Annotated in this window: 15 protein-coding genes; 10 read left to right on the top strand and 5 right to left on the bottom strand. The window is 42.8% G+C overall.

Going from position 1 to position 15,251, the window contains the following annotated elements:
* Positions 1-24 precede the first annotated feature (24 nt).
* A complete protein-coding gene (locus HKX40_RS06375) occupies positions 25-222 on the top strand; it encodes a zinc-finger domain-containing protein (RefSeq protein ID WP_171588741.1) in 198 nt (65 codons plus the stop codon).
* A 31-nt stretch (positions 223-253) separates the two neighbouring features.
* Positions 254-1,330, top strand: coding sequence for a YheT family hydrolase (locus HKX40_RS06370; RefSeq protein WP_171588740.1), 1,077 nt, complete (start codon positions 254-256; stop codon positions 1,328-1,330).
* A 52-nt stretch (positions 1,331-1,382) separates the two neighbouring features.
* Here HKX40_RS06370 and HKX40_RS06365 read toward each other — a convergent pair whose 3' ends face one another.
* On the bottom strand, positions 1,383-2,195 hold the full coding sequence (locus HKX40_RS06365; protein ID WP_171588739.1) for a cytochrome c oxidase assembly protein: 813 nt from the start codon (positions 2,193-2,195) through the stop codon (positions 1,383-1,385).
* A 243-nt stretch (positions 2,196-2,438) separates the two neighbouring features.
* On the opposite strand from HKX40_RS06365, the gene dusB reads away from it, so the two are divergent.
* From dusB to ruvA, 5 genes are read left to right on the top strand one after another with little or no spacing between them, the layout of a single operon-like run.
* Entirely contained in the window at positions 2,439-3,425 is a 987-nt protein-coding gene (gene dusB / locus HKX40_RS06360) for a tRNA dihydrouridine synthase DusB (protein WP_171588738.1), read from the top strand.
* Entirely contained in the window at positions 3,422-3,673 is a 252-nt protein-coding gene (locus HKX40_RS06355) for a helix-turn-helix domain-containing protein (RefSeq protein ID WP_171588737.1), read from the top strand. Before dusB ends, HKX40_RS06355 begins: the two co-directional genes overlap by 4 nt.
* Complete coding sequence (gene purH / locus HKX40_RS06350; protein WP_171588736.1) at positions 3,670-5,259, top strand: bifunctional phosphoribosylaminoimidazolecarboxamide formyltransferase/IMP cyclohydrolase; 1,590 nt, start codon at positions 3,670-3,672, stop codon at positions 5,257-5,259. Before HKX40_RS06355 ends, purH begins: the two co-directional genes overlap by 4 nt.
* Before the next feature lie 43 nt (positions 5,260-5,302).
* Positions 5,303-5,845, top strand: a complete 543-nt coding sequence (ruvC, locus tag HKX40_RS06345; RefSeq protein WP_171588735.1) for a crossover junction endodeoxyribonuclease RuvC — start codon at positions 5,303-5,305, stop codon at positions 5,843-5,845.
* Between the two features lie 41 nt (positions 5,846-5,886).
* A complete protein-coding gene (ruvA, locus tag HKX40_RS06340) occupies positions 5,887-6,459 on the top strand; it encodes a Holliday junction branch migration protein RuvA (RefSeq protein ID WP_171588734.1) in 573 nt (190 codons plus the stop codon).
* A gap of 136 nt (positions 6,460-6,595) precedes the next feature.
* Here the strand turns inward: ruvA and HKX40_RS06335 are convergent, their stop codons facing one another.
* Entirely contained in the window at positions 6,596-7,318 is a 723-nt protein-coding gene (locus tag HKX40_RS06335) for a Crp/Fnr family transcriptional regulator (protein ID WP_171588733.1), read from the bottom strand.
* Positions 7,319-7,611: 293 nt separating this feature from the next.
* Here HKX40_RS06335 and HKX40_RS06330 point away from each other — a divergent pair, with 293 nt between their 5' ends.
* A complete protein-coding gene (locus HKX40_RS06330; protein ID WP_171588732.1) occupies positions 7,612-8,052 on the top strand; it encodes a CopD family copper resistance protein in 441 nt (146 codons plus the stop codon).
* A 93-nt stretch (positions 8,053-8,145) separates the two neighbouring features.
* On the opposite strand, the gene tldD is transcribed toward HKX40_RS06330, so the two are convergent.
* The gene (gene tldD / locus HKX40_RS06325) at positions 8,146-9,591 is read right to left on the bottom strand and encodes a metalloprotease TldD (protein ID WP_171588731.1); all 1,446 of its coding nucleotides are present in this window, start codon (positions 9,589-9,591) and stop codon (positions 8,146-8,148) included.
* A 219-nt stretch (positions 9,592-9,810) separates the two neighbouring features.
* Positions 9,811-10,461, bottom strand: coding sequence for a DUF4136 domain-containing protein (locus HKX40_RS06320; RefSeq protein WP_171588730.1), 651 nt, complete (start codon positions 10,459-10,461; stop codon positions 9,811-9,813).
* Positions 10,462-10,800: 339 nt separating this feature from the next.
* Here HKX40_RS06320 and pepN point away from each other — a divergent pair, with 339 nt between their 5' ends.
* Complete coding sequence (gene pepN, locus HKX40_RS06315; protein ID WP_171588729.1) at positions 10,801-13,539, top strand: aminopeptidase N; 2,739 nt, start codon at positions 10,801-10,803, stop codon at positions 13,537-13,539.
* 158 nt (positions 13,540-13,697) lie between these two features.
* Entirely contained in the window at positions 13,698-14,696 is a 999-nt protein-coding gene (locus tag HKX40_RS06310) for a class 1 fructose-bisphosphatase (protein WP_171588728.1), read from the top strand.
* Positions 14,697-14,894: 198 nt separating this feature from the next.
* On the opposite strand, the gene HKX40_RS06305 is transcribed toward HKX40_RS06310, so the two are convergent.
* Positions 14,895-15,251 (bottom strand): autotransporter domain-containing protein (locus HKX40_RS06305; RefSeq protein ID WP_171588727.1); only part of this gene is annotated, 357 nt, incomplete at its 5' end.

The following is a 15,251-nucleotide window of genomic DNA, read 5'->3' as shown; positions in this document are numbered from 1 at the left end:
TTAAAATTTTTGTGGAGAACTACTATGGCAAACGAAATTACGCCCATCGAAGTAACAGCGAAAGATTTACCTTTACACTGTCCTGGCCCCAACTCCCCTAGCTGGAGCATGCACCCTCGCGTGTTTTTAGATGTGGCTCATGCAGAAAATCATATCGTAACCTGTCCTTATTGCTCAACAAAATATAAATTAAAAGACGGTGAAAAAGTAGCAGGTCATTAATCCCTGCCCGTACTTTTATTGATAGCTTACGATGTCACGTTATTCACCAGAATTCCGCCCTCCTTTCTGGCTACCTGAAGGGCAAAGCCAGACTATTATTGGGGCGAAGCTGGCCCGCTATCCACGCATTGCTTTTACTCGCCAACGCATTGATACTCATGATGGGGATTTTATTGATCTTGATTGGAATATCCCCAATATGCATGATTTTCCAGGACAAATAGATTCATCTGCAAAATCTAAACGTCCACTCAATGCCCCACCAGCTCCCAATAGCATTAACATACAGTCTGCTGAACCTGTCCCCTCCTTTACTGGCAATGCACTTGTACTTTTTCATGGTCTTGAGGGGTCTAGCCAAAGCCACTATGCACAACTTATCTGTCATGATTTCCGTGCACAGGGTTGGGCTGTGGTTGTAGCCCATTTTCGTGGCTGCTCTGGAGAAGCCAATCGCCTGCCTCGTTGCTATTTTTCAGGAGATACCCAAGATGTTGCCACTGTAATGCAGGCGATTCAACAACGCCTCCCTCAGGCTCATTGGTATGCAACTGGTATTTCTATGGGAGGGAATGTTTTACTGAAATATATCGCTGAAAATCACGATAATTTCTTACAAGCTGTGGCAAGTATTTCTGCTCCTACTGACTTAGTTAGTACAGGTTTAGCCCTGGGGAATAGTTTCTTTGGCCGTCATGTGTATACCCCCTATTTTCTTAATACTATGAAACCGAAAATGCGTGAAAAAGCAACACGCTTTCCAGGACAAATTAATATAGCAGCGATAGAAGCAGCAAAAACACTGAAAGCCTTTGACGATGCATACACTGGGCCTATTCATGGTTTTAGAGATGCTATTGATTATTGGACTCGTTGTTCGGCAAAACCGCTTCTTAAAAACATCGTTACCCCGACATTGATCCTTAATGCCCAAAATGACCCTTTTGTCCCTGCACACACGCTACCCACAGAAGCAGATATTTCAAATGCTGTTTTACTGCATCAACCTAAACACGGCGGGCATGTTGGCTTCTCACAAGGAACCTTTCCCCATCATTTAGGTTGGTTAAGTCAACGTCTTTGGAACTTTTTTACACTAGGTCACTAAGGGTCGCCAAACAGCAGAGCAAGCTCTTTTCTCAATAAATACCAAGCAATATTTATGCTCGTCCTTTAACTGATAGACGCATCCAAAATACTAGAGCAGCAATTGTCCCAAAACTCTCAATTGCAGCGGCAGGCACCCACATGATAATGCCTCCATAAGTCTGATCTTGCAAGGCGCTAATTGGTAAGGCACGACCACATAAATCAAATAATGGGTATAAATCGTTGGGGGCCAGTGCTATATAAATCCCTGCAAGAATTTGTGGAATCATTGTCAACAATGGTGAAATCACACGTCCTTTGGGAGACATCTGTGCTGGAGGAGCAGGACGGCGATCCAACACAAGCCGCCAATATAAAAAACCACTTACAACCACTGACCAGTTCATCAAACGATACAGATAAATATCCAACATTGAGTAAAACTGTACAGTAGGAATCAGCCATACCAAGACAAGGAACACAAACATAAATGGCACAAAATATTTGTTTGTACAAATAGCCACTAATACTTTACCTACTCCCGTTTGGCAAAACTGTCGCAAAGATTGACGCACCTTAATCGGCATCCCTGACCAAAAAACGCTCCCTGGATAAGATGCCATTATCAATAAAGGAGCCAAATGATGAAGAAAAACATGTTGAAGACGATGTACAAAAAACACCCTCTCAGCAAAATAATCCACATGTGTATGCAGCGAGAGATACAACATTACCCAGCCAAACCAAAACAGCCCATGTCTCACCCAAGAAACTGGTCTAATAATTGCCCCTTTGGTAAACAAATAAGCACTCAGCAAAAAACAAATAATTAATGTCGGCGAAAATTCCCAAGGGGTTAACCATTCCGTTAGTGTTAAATCCATGGTTTACTTTCCTAACTCTCTATCTTATTGCACTATCATAGTGCGAATTTTACATTAGTCACGCTTACTAAATCCCTCATTGTAGTCAATTTTTAACTCGCCTTTGGAACAATCCATCATAATGGACAACAAAATTAGTTCCTAATTCGATATTTCTTCTTACACCTTAAGAATTAATAGCAATTTTGTTTTTTTAAATCTAATCCCTGCGATGGATAGGGGAAATGAGCTAAAATCTCAGGAATGAAAATTGGACAATGGACCCTACCGAACCCTGTTTTTGTGGCTCCAATGGCTGGAGTAACAGATCGCCCCTTTCGCCAGTTATGTAAGCGTTTAGGGGCTGGGTATGCCGTGTCCGAGATGGCAGCAAGCAACCCTGCATTATGGGAAAGCGTTAAAACATCTCGACGGGTGAATCACGATGGCGAGATTGATCCTATTGCTGTACAAATCGCTGGGGCAGATCCAGAGATGATGGCACAAGCCTCAGTGTTTAATATCCATAAAGGCGCTAAGATTATTGATATTAATATGGGGTGTCCTGCCAAAAAGGTCTGTCATGTCGCCTCAGGCTCTGCACTACTTAAGAATGAACCGCTTGTTGTGGATATTCTTAAAGCAGTTGTTGATGCCTGTCGCCCCCTTGGTGTTCCTGTCACGCTCAAAACGAGAACAGGTTGGGATAAAGAGCATAAGAATGCCTTACGCATTGCGACTCTTGCTCAGGATATTGGCATTAGTGCCATCACCTTACACGGGCGGACACGTGCTGATTTTTACCAAGGTGAGGCAGAGTACGACACCATCAAAACGGTTAAGGCAAGTTTGTCGATACCTGTGATTGCTAATGGGGATATTGACTCTCCACAGAAAGCAAAATATGTCCTTGACTACACAGGAGCAGATGCCGTTATGATAGGGCGTGCAGCACAGGGGAATCCTTGGATTTTCCAACAGATAAATCATTTCTTGGCGCATGGCGAAGAGTTGGCACCTCCTAGCTATTTACAAATGCAAGAGGTTCTTTTAGAGCACTTGCATGCACATTATCAGTTTTATGGGGAGTACACTGGAGTACGTACTGCACGTAAACATATTGGTTGGTATGTGGCTCAACTGCCTGAAGCCAAGGCTTTTCTTGCTCATATGAACCAGATTGATAATAGTGCAGATCAATATTGTGCCGTTGAGAGTTGGTTTAACACATTAATACAGTCAGAACAATGAATAACATACACACGATAGACGAATGTATTAGCGCAAACCTTGACGCTTATTTCCGTGAGCTAGGCGACAATACAGCGCACAATGTTTGGGATATGGTAATGCATAGCGTCGAAAGAGCCATGCTTGAAAAAGTCATGGAGTACGCTCAAGGCAACCAATCTAAAGCGGCCCAAATACTCGGCATCACTCGTAATACTTTACGTAAAAAACTTATTTCTAATCACCTTATAGACACAGAAGCATCATGAAACTTACTACTGCTCTACTTTCGGTTTCCGACAAAACCGGTATCGTTGAATTTGCACAAGCACTTGCTAAACGTGGTATACGTTTATTATCCACTGGTGGTACGGCTGCCTTACTTAAAAAGTCTGGACTAGAAGTTACTGAAGTGGCTGAACATACAGGCTCACCAGAGATTTTAGATGGTCGTGTAAAAACCCTACACCCTAAAATCCATGGTGGTTTATTAGGTCGTCGCGACAATGCTGAACACCTTGCCACTATGGAGAAACATGGTATTGCCCCTATTGATTTATTAGTTGTTAATCTTTACCCGTTTCGCGAAACCATTGCTAAACCTAACTGTTCCTTTGCTGATGCCGTAGAAAATATTGATATTGGTGGTCCTGCCATGCTACGTGCAGCAGCTAAAAATCACGGTACTGCAGAAGGTGGTGTCACTGTTGTTATTGACCCTAGCGATTATACCCAAGTACTTCAAGAAATTGACGAATTTGGCATGCCTTCTTATGGTTTACGCCTTAAACTTGCAGCCAAGGTATATGCACATACTGCCTCTTATGATGGGGCGATTGCACAATACCTGACTAGCATTACCGAGGCTGAACCTGCTCAAGACGCAGAGCCTGCTCGCAAAGAGTTTCCAGATACACTAACTATCCAAGTACAAAAACACCAAGAACTTCGCTATGGAGAGAACCCTCACCAAAAAGCTGCATTCTATGTAGACCCTATCCGTGGTGGTGGCTTATTGGGCAACTATGTTCAACTCCAAGGTAAAGAGCTCTCTTATAACAATATCGCTGATGCCGATGCTGCTTGGGAATGCTCTCGTAGTTTTGATGTTCCTGTATGCGTCATTGTAAAACATGCAAACCCTTGCGGTGTCGCCATTGCTGACAGTGCGTTTGCTGCTTACCAAAAAGCATTCAAAACAGATCCTACTTCTGCTTTTGGAGGTATTATCGCCTTTAACCGCACGGTTGATCTAGCCGTTGCAGAAGAGGTCAGCAAACAATTTATGGAAGTATTATTAGCCCCTGACTATACAGAAGATGCGCTCGCTCTATTGGCTGCCAAGAAAAACGTACGAGTGCTTAAAGTCGCTTCTGGTGTAGCACAAAACCCATTCGATGTAAAACGTGTCGGTGGTGGTTGGTTGGTTCAAGACCCAGATGCATTTGATGTACCCATGTCTTCACTTAAGGTCGTAACTAAGAAACAACCAACTGAGCAACAGCTCAAAGACATGATGTTTGCATGGAAAGTGGCTAAATACGTGAAGTCTAATGCAATTGTCTTCTGCGCTGATGGTATGACTATGGGTGTTGGAGCAGGTCAAATGAGCCGTCTAGACTCTGCACGCATTGCATCCATTAAAGCCACTGCCAATGGCCTTAGTCTCAAGAATACAGCTGCGGCATCTGATGCTTTCTTCCCATTCCGTGATGGTTTAGATGTGATTGTAGAAGCTGGGGCTAATTGCATTATCCAGCCTGGCGGTAGTATCCGTGATGAAGAAGTCATTAATGCGGCTGATGAACACGGTATTGTGATGGTCTACACAGGCACTCGCCACTTCCGTCACTAACGTTTTTATTACTCATTACTGCTAAGGCAGATTGATTAGACACATGCGAATCCTAGGTATAGACCCCGGACTACGAAAAACGGGGTATGGCATAATCGACACCCACTATTCACAAATACTCTATGTGGCAAGTGGGACGATTACTATACCTACGGATTTAGCTCTGCACCGACGTCTTAAATACATCATGGACCATGTCCGTGAAGTGATTTCCCACTACCAACCAGAGCAATCCGCCCTTGAAAAAGTCTTTGTCAACACCAACCCTCAGACGACCCTACTACTTGGCCAAGCCCGTGGTGCTGCTATGTGTGCACTCGCGGATTGTGGTCTTGAAGTTGCAGAATACACTGCATTACAGATAAAAAAAGCGGTTGTGGGTCGCGGTCATGCAAATAAAGAGCAAGTTCAAGTAATGGTGCAACATTTATTAAATTTAAATGGTAAACCTGAGCCAGACTCTGCTGATGCACTGGCATGTGCGATTACCCATGCACATGCTGTACCATTGACCAAAAAAATTCAAGCGATGGATCAAGACACCACACATACCTCTCGTATCCGTGGTGGACGTCTAATTATTTAAAATCTCGTATAATCTTGTTGTTTTAACTCTAGGACTTCACTATGATTAGCCGTATCAATGGAATTTTAATTGAGAAACTTCCTCCTACCATTTGCATCGATGTCAATGGTATTGGCTATGATGTCGAAGTACCAATGAGCACATTTTATGATTTGCCCGAAGTGGGTGCCAAAGTTTCACTCTACACCCACCTCGCTATCCGCGAAGATGCTCACGTATTATATGGCTTTTTACGAACTGAGGAACGCATTGCGTTTCGTACCTTAATTAAGGTCAGTGGCATTGGTGCTCGTACTGCTCTAGCTATCTTATCAGGATTAAGCTGTGAAGAATTAGCTCAAGCAATCGCACAACAAGAGGCAACTGCCCTTACCAAAGTACCTGGTATCGGGGCGAAAACAGCCGCGCGTTTATTATTAGAATTAAAAGGTAAATTCTCTGTTGCTTCTATAAGTCCTACTGGCGTAGCCACCGTGCCATCTGCTCAAGATGATATTCTCAACGCACTACTTGCATTAGGCTACTCAGAAAAAGAAAGCAAGCAAGCAATGAAAACTCTACCACCAGGTATCAGCGTCTCTGAAGGTATTCGATTGGCTCTGCAAGGCATGTAGAAATTGTCTTTACCCCATTTATCTTGCTAACACACTCAGCAAAGCAAGAAGAACCACACCCTGTATATTATAGGGTTGGTAAACATCGACACAAACCATAAACATTATGGTAAAGGGATTAACTTAAACACCCTCTTTAGAATGTTCGCTTCGCTGCACCTGACAATGACTTCAAGTAAGTCACATCTAGCAACTGCCACTCTTTACGCTTACCTTGAATATAGTTCTTTTGTTGCCACTCACCAAGCAAACGGTTCAACGTCTCTGCACGAATCCCCAACTGTGCTGCAAGTTGCTTTTGTGTCACGGGTAAGGTAATTATGTCACTTTGCTGACTCTGACTTAGCTCTACAAAATAATGAGCCAAACGCTCCTGTGCTGAACTTGATGTCAACCAGTGCACCTGATTAATATGCTGATAAATCTGCATACTAAACCCACCTAGAAGACGAATTGCCAGTAAGGGAAACTGCATACATGCTTGGTGCAATGCCTGACGCTGAATACAGAACAACACGGCATCATCTCGCACTCGTGCATTCATCGGGTACTTACCATGTGGCATAAACATTGCTGCATGAGCAACCAACTGACCTCGCTCAAAAATTGAGAAAACACGCTCATCACCCTCTATAGAGTAGCGAAACATTTCAATCGCACCATCACGTACAACCATAAAACAAGGAGCATCATCTCCTTCACGAAATACCAACTGACCAGCTTTAACTTTCAAAATGCCAGCATTATTCATTAAGACATCATAAAATGCCTCGGGATATTGGTGAAATAAAGGATGCTGCTCTAGCATGTGTCTTAAAGCTTGTCTATCCTCAACACTCAATGAATTGATATTTATCATTTTTATTCTCTACGTCTTATGCAAAAATACACGCATTAAACAATTCTGATTATTGTGACAATAGGACTTGATCTATCGTGCCAGCAATCCAACAACGGCAGTCAAGCAATCCAATATTTCACAACAAACCGTAACAATATATTGTAACTTAACTAGCGATACTAAACTAGCCATCTTAGTAGATTCTGACTATTTAAGATATTTACCATACACAGTATGGTAAACACAAGGATTAACGAATGAATACCTGTTGTACACAATGACAAACCGATTAAACTTTTATAGCAAAATCTATGAGTTACCCTATATTACTTATTCTTCACTTGCTTGCCGCCTTTGTCTTTATCGGCACCGTATTTTTTGAAATTATTTTCTTGAGTAAAATACACCATCGATTACCTCGCGAAATCATGCGTGAAATAGAAAAAGCGGTAGGCGTACGGGCTAAAGAGATTATTCCCTGGGTATTACTAGTACTGTTCAGTGCAGGTATCGGCATGGCATGGTTTCACCGTGACACATTGGCCCACCCTTTTACCAGCTCATTTGGCACCATGCTCACCCTGAAAATACTCCTTGCTATTAGTGTTTTCTGTCACTTCCTTACTGTGATGGTCTTACGAAAAAAAGGCAAACTTACAGGCAAAATTTCTCACCGTATTCATATCAGTGTTTTCTGCCATGTTATTATGATTGTTATCCTGGCAAAAGGCATGTTTTATTTCTCGTGGTAGCCCCTTTTCTCATTTAAAATAAACAGTCATAGCTTGACAGAATCTCATTGCAATACATTCAACTTGGTATTGCAATGAGAAGCACACAAAAAACTATTTCGTCCCACCTACAGTAAGACCATCTAACCTAATCGTTGGCATGCCTACTCCCACGGGTACCCCCTGCCCTTCTTTCCCGCAAGTTCCTACACCACTATCCAGTGCCAAATCATTACCAATCATAGACACCTTATTCATCGCATCTAGACCGTTACCAATTAATGTAGCACCTTTAATTGGAGAGGTAATCTTACCATTTTCAATCAGATAAGCCTCAGAAGCCGAGAAGACAAACTTACCGCTAGTAATATCGACCTGACCACCAGAGAAATTTGCTGCAAAAATACCTTTTTTCACAGAGCGGATAATCTCTTCTGGAGATTTATCTCCTCCTAGCATAAAAGTATTTGTCATACGAGGCATAGGTAGATGTGCATAGGACTCACGACGACCATTGCCTGTGGTCTTCATCTTCATCAAACGTGCATTCATACTATCTTGCATATAACCACGCAAAATACCATCTTCAATCAATACAGTACGCTGCGTCGGATTACCCTCATCATCCATATTAAGCGAGCCTCGACGATCAGGGATAGTGCCATCATCAATAACAGTCACCCCCTTAGAGGCTACCTGTTCACCAATACGCCCAGAGAAAACACTAGAGCCTTTACGGTTAAAGTCGCCCTCAAGACCATGACCTACCGCCTCATGCAATAAAATCCCTGGCCAGCCAGCACCTAGTACTACTACCATTTCACCAGCTGGAGCTGGTTTAGCAATGAGATTGGTCAATGCCTCGTGTACAGCTTTATCTGCATAGGATTGCAACTGCGACTCACTAAAATAATTAAGTCCAAAGCGACCACCTCCGCCTGCATGCCCCATCTCTCGACGCCCATCACGTTCAGCAATCACCGTCAATGACAAACGCACTAAAGGACGAACATCTGCTTGTAAACGACCATCAGAGCCTGCCACCATAATGACATCATGCTCCATACTCAGGCCTGCCATCACTTGCACAATAGCAGGGTCTTTGGCTCGAGCCATCTGCTCAACTCGCTCCAATAAAGCCACTTTGTCTGCTGTCTCTAAACTTCCTGTAGGATCGAGTGGGGCATAAAGTTGATGTGGTTCTGGGTGAGTCTTGGCCACCTTGACTTTACCGGCTCCTTGACGAGCAATCGTTTTCACTGTACTAGCAGCCTTAAGCAACGCTTTAGGAGAAATCTCATCAGAGTAAGCAAAAGCTGTCTTATCTCCCGTCACAGCACGTACACCCACGCCTTGCGAAATATGAAAACTCCCTGTCTTTACGATACCCTCTTCGAGTGCCCAGCTCTCACTGCGGTTATATTGAAAGTATAGGTCTGCATAATCCACCTTATGGGTAAATATCTCTGCTAATGCTTTCGATAAATGCCCCTCATGTACACCATTGGCATTAAACAATAAGGATTGTGCTTGTTCAAAAGCAGGAGTATATGCTGTCATAGAAATATTATTCTCTCTTAAATTTTTCAAAAGCTAAAGCGTAGCATAAAAGATAACGCTTTTGATTGAATTACCATTATTTGCTAATAGGGTTAAAGCGTATCACAAACCACTGCAAAACATCAATTCCCGGCAATAGATGCCACCATACCTTGGCAAAATCCCAGTGATAGTGTCTTCATACCTTGGCAAAAGAAGTGATGTTCACAACAATACCCTCTATTTCTTCTCACTATAGCGAATAGGGGCATTTTGTTGGAGACTTTTATCAATATCATATCGAATAGTACGCACTCCATTACGTGGAAAATCATCAAACACTGAATTTGCCAAGAATGGCATGACCTCATGCAAAGACGCGTCGCTCTGTGCCACCACTTTAGATTGATATACCGGTGCACCTGTTTTGTCCTTGATTTCCAAGGCCAATGAATAAATGTGATAGCGCACAGGATAACGCTCTACATGGGGGACATACATCATGTTAAAAGTATTGTAATATCCCCAACGAGGTCCCCAGCCCCAAAATCCCAGACTAGGCACCAACATAGGGTCTTCAGAGTATTCTTCCACAATGCGTTCACGCGTTTCTGTATTCGTCTCAAAACTCACCAAAAACTGAGCCTTTTTAACATCATTTGTACGCCTCAATCCAGTTGCCCACATCTCTTGTGCAATCATTTCGGCATAACCCTTTTGCTCTAGATTTTGAGAAAAATCCTGACTAAAGGCATAAAAACCACCATGGGCTGTTGCTGGCCAGTTATTAAAAGAACTCACTTGTGTAGAAAAAGTATCCACACTAGCGCAAGCTGTAAGCAAACTAACCAAGGCCATACCAAACCATACTTTACAACGAGACAAGTACATAAAAACCTCTCAACGATACCGTTGTACTAACACTCTCTCAAAAGGCATTATTTCATTGGGTAAACCTACCCTGATGAAAAACATCTTTTCACCAATAGAGTTCACCTTAAATCTATAACATCAACAGGTCTTAAGCCCATTATCAAACCTAAGACACAAGGAATATATTGATTTATCAATAAGGCAAAATATCCCTACATATTACTCTGTTTTTTATAGAAACTAAATACTCATAGACTCATTTGACATGCAGCGTAAAAATTGTTTAACCAGATACCACACCCAACCTACCTCTTCTTTATATAATAAGGGTTTTACCGTTTTTCTAGAACTAATGATATGAGCACTACTATCTACCGTAAAGATTACCAACCATATCCCTATCATATCGAAAAAGTCTCTCTACACTTTAGCCTAGATGTGACACGCACAGTTGTGACCAACACAATGACCGTAACACGCAAAGCGGACATGCCACGCTCTGCACTTATTCTTAATGGTGAAGATATTCAACTTGAATCAGTCAGTATAGATGGTCAAACTACCACAGACTATACCTTGCAAGGTGAGCAACTTATCTTGCATCCTACACAAGACCACTTTGAACTTACGGTTACCTCCACTTGCAACCCTAGTGCAAACAGCACGCTCATGGGCTTATATGTTTCAGGCAATAGCTTTTTTACTCAATGTGAAGCAGAAGGCTTTCGTCGTATCACCTTCTACCCTGATCGTCCTGATGTGATGAGTGAATTTTTTGTGACACTTGAAGCCGATAAAGCAAAATACCCTTATTTATTGTCTAATGGCAACCTTATCCATACCCAAGACTTAGATAATGGACGTCATCAATGTCAATGGCACGATCCTTTTCTAAAACCCTGCTATTTATTTGCTCTTGTAGCAGGTGATTTCGATATTCGTGAAAAGACAAGTAAGACTCGCTCTGGACGTGACGTTCTGCTCCAAGTTTACAGTGATAAAGGCAATGGTGATCAAACCCTCTGGGCATTAGATAGTCTAGAACGTGCTATGTTCTGGGATGAACAGCGCTTTAACCTTGAGCTAGATTTAGACCGTTTTATGGTTGTGGCAGTACGCGACTTTAACATGGGTGCGATGGAGAACAAAGGATTAAATATCTTTAATGCTGCCTATGTATTAGCTGACCCAGAAACCGCAACAGACGCCAATTTTGAAGGGATTGAATCTGTTATTGGTCATGAATATTTCCATAACTGGACTGGTAATCGAGTGACTTGCCGTGATTGGTTCCAGCTTTCTCTCAAAGAGGGATTAACCGTTTTCCGAGACCAGGAATTCTCTGCCGATATGATGGCACGCAACTTACCACCACAGGCAGCCCTCAGTGCTAGAACTGTCAAACGTATTGACGATGTCACTCGACTACGTACCGCACAATTTCCCGAAGATGCAGGACCAATGGCACACCCTATTCGTCCTGATAGCTATCAAGAAATTGGTAATTTCTATACAGCGACCGTCTATGAAAAAGGGGCTGAAGTCATTCGTATGCAACATACGCTGCTTGGTGAGCAAGGATTCCAAGCAGGCATGCAAGAATACTTCCACCGCCATGATGGTCAAGCAGTCACTTGCGATGACTTTGTCAATGCCATGGAGAGTGTCTATTGCCGTCAGCATCCTGGCAAGGATTTGTCAGTATTCCGCCACTGGTATTCCCAAGCAGGAACCCCCACGGTACAAGTGCAGATGGATTACGATGAAACCAAGCAGGCTTGCACTATTACCCTAACCCAGAGTTGCCCTAAAGTTGGGGTAGAAAAACTACGTCAGGATTTTGATAAAAAACCTTATCACATTCCATTTCATATCGGTATGCTAACTCATACAGGCCTACCTATTCCATTAAAAGTGGAACACCTTGATAATGCACGAACAACTGAAAATCACGGCGTATTACTTGAATTACAAACCCAGACACAATCATGGACATTTACGCATATCCCTGAACGTCCTGTATTGTCATTACTCCGGGATTTTTCCGCACCTGTTTATGTGAGCTACCCCTATCCTGCAGAGGAACTTGCGGTGCTATGTGCTCATGATGTCAATCCTTTTGCCCGTTGGGAAGCAGCCCAAGAATTAGCCAGTCGTGAAATCCTACGCATAACCCAGCAGATTATTAAACAGCAAGGCAACATAAGCTCCATCACTGTTGATACTGCTTTGCTTAAGGTATGGTTGCATAACCTCACCGATATGCAATTAGATGCAGGGTATCGTTCATGGTTACTTGCTTTACCAACAGAAAAAGTCCTACTTGAACGCCTCAGCCCTATGCAGCCTCAGGCACTTTATCTAGCTCGTCGTATAGTAAAAGAGTCTATTGCCAGTACTCATCGTGATTTATGGATGCAAACTTACCGTACCCAACATACCACAGGAGAGTACCGACCAGATCCGATTAGTGTGGGTCAACGCAGTTTGAAGAATTTAGCACTTAACTATTTACTCAGCATCCAAGATAACGAAGCCATCTCTCTGGCTAAAATGCAGTATGACAGTGCCGCCAATATGACCGACCGACTAGGAGCCTTGAGTGCCTTAATGCATTACAATGCCACATCTGAAGCAATATATGGCAACACAACGGTTAAGGCAATGGTGGCACAACTTAACCAAGACTTCTATCAACATTTTGAAAATAACCCCCTCGTCGTTGATAAATGGTTTGCCTTACAGGCCACATCTGCCCCTAACGTGGCACATATCCGTGAACTCATGCAACACCCTGCCTTTGTACTACGCAATCCTAACCGTGCCAGAGCATTATTATTCCAATTCTGCATGAATAATACACGTGCTTTCCATGATGAGGATGGCAGTGCTTATGCTTTCTGGGCAGAACAAGTGATAGCTTTGGATGCTTTAAATCCTGAGGTTGCAGCTCGCTTCTCTCGCGTCATGGATAGCTGGCAACGTTATGCTGAACCATTTAAAACTTTGATGCAAAAAGCCCTGCAAAAGGTTGCAGAACACCAAGGTTTATCAAAGAACACTACGGAAATTGTCTCTAAGGCATTAAGCATCTAAAAGCAATGCCATAGACAGGAGACATCCTGTTTATGGCAACAAAACCAATAGGGCATATTCCTTTCTCTCACTATAAGTACAAAATATCATAAACAACTAGTTTTTATGCTGAAATTAGCGCATAATGCACGATAAATAAATACTCATTGGAGCATAGAATGCAAAAAACATTGACCCAATACTTAGTTGAACAACAACGTCATCAACAACTATCACCCGATGTACGTCTCCTATTAGAAGTCGTTGCACGTGCCTGCAAAACGATTGGGAGCGCGGTTGGCAAAGGTGCGCTTGGTGGTGTACTTGGTAGCCAAGGTACTGAAAACGTTCAAGGTGAGACACAGAAAAAACTTGATGTTATCTCTAACGATATTCTTTTAAAAGCCAACGAATGGGGAGGGCAACTTGCTGCGATGGCATCTGAAGAGATGGACACCATTTACAAAATTCCTCAGCACTATCCCCAAGGAAAATACCTCTTATTGTTTGATCCATTAGATGGCTCTTCTAATATTGATGTTAACGTATCCATTGGAACAATTTTCTCTATTCTTAAAGCACCTGATGATGTCATGGGGCGAGAAGTGACTGAGGCTGATTTTATGCAACCTGGTCGTCAACAAGTTGCCGCAGGTTATGCTCTATACGGTCCTCAAACACTTTTAGTATTGACGCTGGGCAATGGTGTGGTGTGCTTTACACTTGACCGCGAATTAGGTTCTTGGATTCTTACTCAAGAAAACATCCGTATCCCAGCCGAGACTAAAGAGTTCTCTATTAATATGTCCAATATGCGTCACTGGGATACTCCAGTACGTCAGTATATTGAGGATTGCCTTGCCGGTGAAACAGGTCCTCGCGGCAAAAACTTCAATATGCGTTGGGTTGCCTCTATGGTCGCAGAAGTACACCGCATTCTGCAACGAGGTGGGATTTTCCTTTATCCTTGGGACAAACGTGAACCTAACAAACCAGGTAAATTGCGTTTAATGTATGAAGCGAATCCTATGAGTATGATTATTGAGCAAGCTGGTGGTGCAGCTGTCGATACAGTGAATCGTATTTTAGACATTCAACCATCGCAACTACACCAACGTGTCAGTGTCGTACTAGGCTCTAAAGATGAAGTAGAGACTTTTAAAAAATACTTCTCTTAATAATATAGAGTAAACCAAGGGCAGCAGTGTCTGCCCATCCATTGAACACTGCCCTTTGCCTCTGTCGTTAATGATAAGGTTTTACAGCACAGTCAAATAAAAAGCCTCAAGATGATTCACCTTGAGGCTTTTTTTGTATGGCATTGTATGATGACCTTAACAAGAGGCAGCCAATCAGCCACCTCTTTTGCATTAGCCCTAGAATGCCACTTTCAACGTCGCTCCTACGCTTTGGTTTCTATAACCAGCACGGAACTGTGCATCATAACCAACAGAGAATGTTGCACGGTCATTCGCATGATAATTCACGCTAAGTCCTGCTTGTCCACTGATACGGTTATGTTTGGCTCCTTCTACCGTAAATGGTACATTTGGTGCTCCTGCAAAGGCGACTCGAGCAGATGCTGGTTTACCCAATAAGTCATAACCCACGCCAACACGCGTATTAATCGTCCACTTATCCGCCACACGTGCCAACGCTTCCACACCTACTTGTGATGTCAACGTATGATAGCTACGTGCTTTGGCTTGTAGATTCAATACCCCTGCACCTGT

The organism is Pelistega europaea (assembly GCF_013133775.1).
GTDB lineage: Bacteria > Pseudomonadota > Gammaproteobacteria > Burkholderiales > Burkholderiaceae_B > Taylorella > Taylorella europaea.
The sequence above is the reverse complement of the archived record's forward strand: the minus strand, read 5'-3'. Positions and strand labels throughout refer to the sequence as shown.

What these genes read in the sequence shown, in the direction of transcription:
- HKX40_RS06375 (WP_171588741.1), top strand. Translation starts at nt 25, where the DNA reads ATGGCAAACGAAATTACGCCCATCGAAGTAACAGCGAAAGATTTACCT.
- HKX40_RS06370 (WP_171588740.1), top strand. Translation starts at nt 254, where the DNA reads ATGTCACGTTATTCACCAGAATTCCGCCCTCCTTTCTGGCTACCTGAA.
- HKX40_RS06365 (WP_171588739.1), bottom strand. Translation starts at nt 2,195, where the DNA reads ATGGATTTAACACTAACGGAATGGTTAACCCCTTGGGAATTTTCGCCG.
- dusB (WP_171588738.1), top strand. Translation starts at nt 2,439, where the DNA reads ATGAAAATTGGACAATGGACCCTACCGAACCCTGTTTTTGTGGCTCCA.
- HKX40_RS06355 (WP_171588737.1), top strand. Translation starts at nt 3,422, where the DNA reads ATGAATAACATACACACGATAGACGAATGTATTAGCGCAAACCTTGAC.
- purH (WP_171588736.1), top strand. Translation starts at nt 3,670, where the DNA reads ATGAAACTTACTACTGCTCTACTTTCGGTTTCCGACAAAACCGGTATC.
- ruvC (WP_171588735.1), top strand. Translation starts at nt 5,303, where the DNA reads ATGCGAATCCTAGGTATAGACCCCGGACTACGAAAAACGGGGTATGGC.
- ruvA (WP_171588734.1), top strand. Translation starts at nt 5,887, where the DNA reads ATGATTAGCCGTATCAATGGAATTTTAATTGAGAAACTTCCTCCTACC.
- HKX40_RS06335 (WP_171588733.1), bottom strand. Translation starts at nt 7,318, where the DNA reads ATGATAAATATCAATTCATTGAGTGTTGAGGATAGACAAGCTTTAAGA.
- HKX40_RS06330 (WP_171588732.1), top strand. Translation starts at nt 7,612, where the DNA reads ATGAGTTACCCTATATTACTTATTCTTCACTTGCTTGCCGCCTTTGTC.
- tldD (WP_171588731.1), bottom strand. Translation starts at nt 9,591, where the DNA reads ATGACAGCATATACTCCTGCTTTTGAACAAGCACAATCCTTATTGTTT.
- HKX40_RS06320 (WP_171588730.1), bottom strand. Translation starts at nt 10,461, where the DNA reads ATGTACTTGTCTCGTTGTAAAGTATGGTTTGGTATGGCCTTGGTTAGT.
- pepN (WP_171588729.1), top strand. Translation starts at nt 10,801, where the DNA reads ATGAGCACTACTATCTACCGTAAAGATTACCAACCATATCCCTATCAT.
- HKX40_RS06310 (WP_171588728.1), top strand. Translation starts at nt 13,698, where the DNA reads ATGCAAAAAACATTGACCCAATACTTAGTTGAACAACAACGTCATCAA.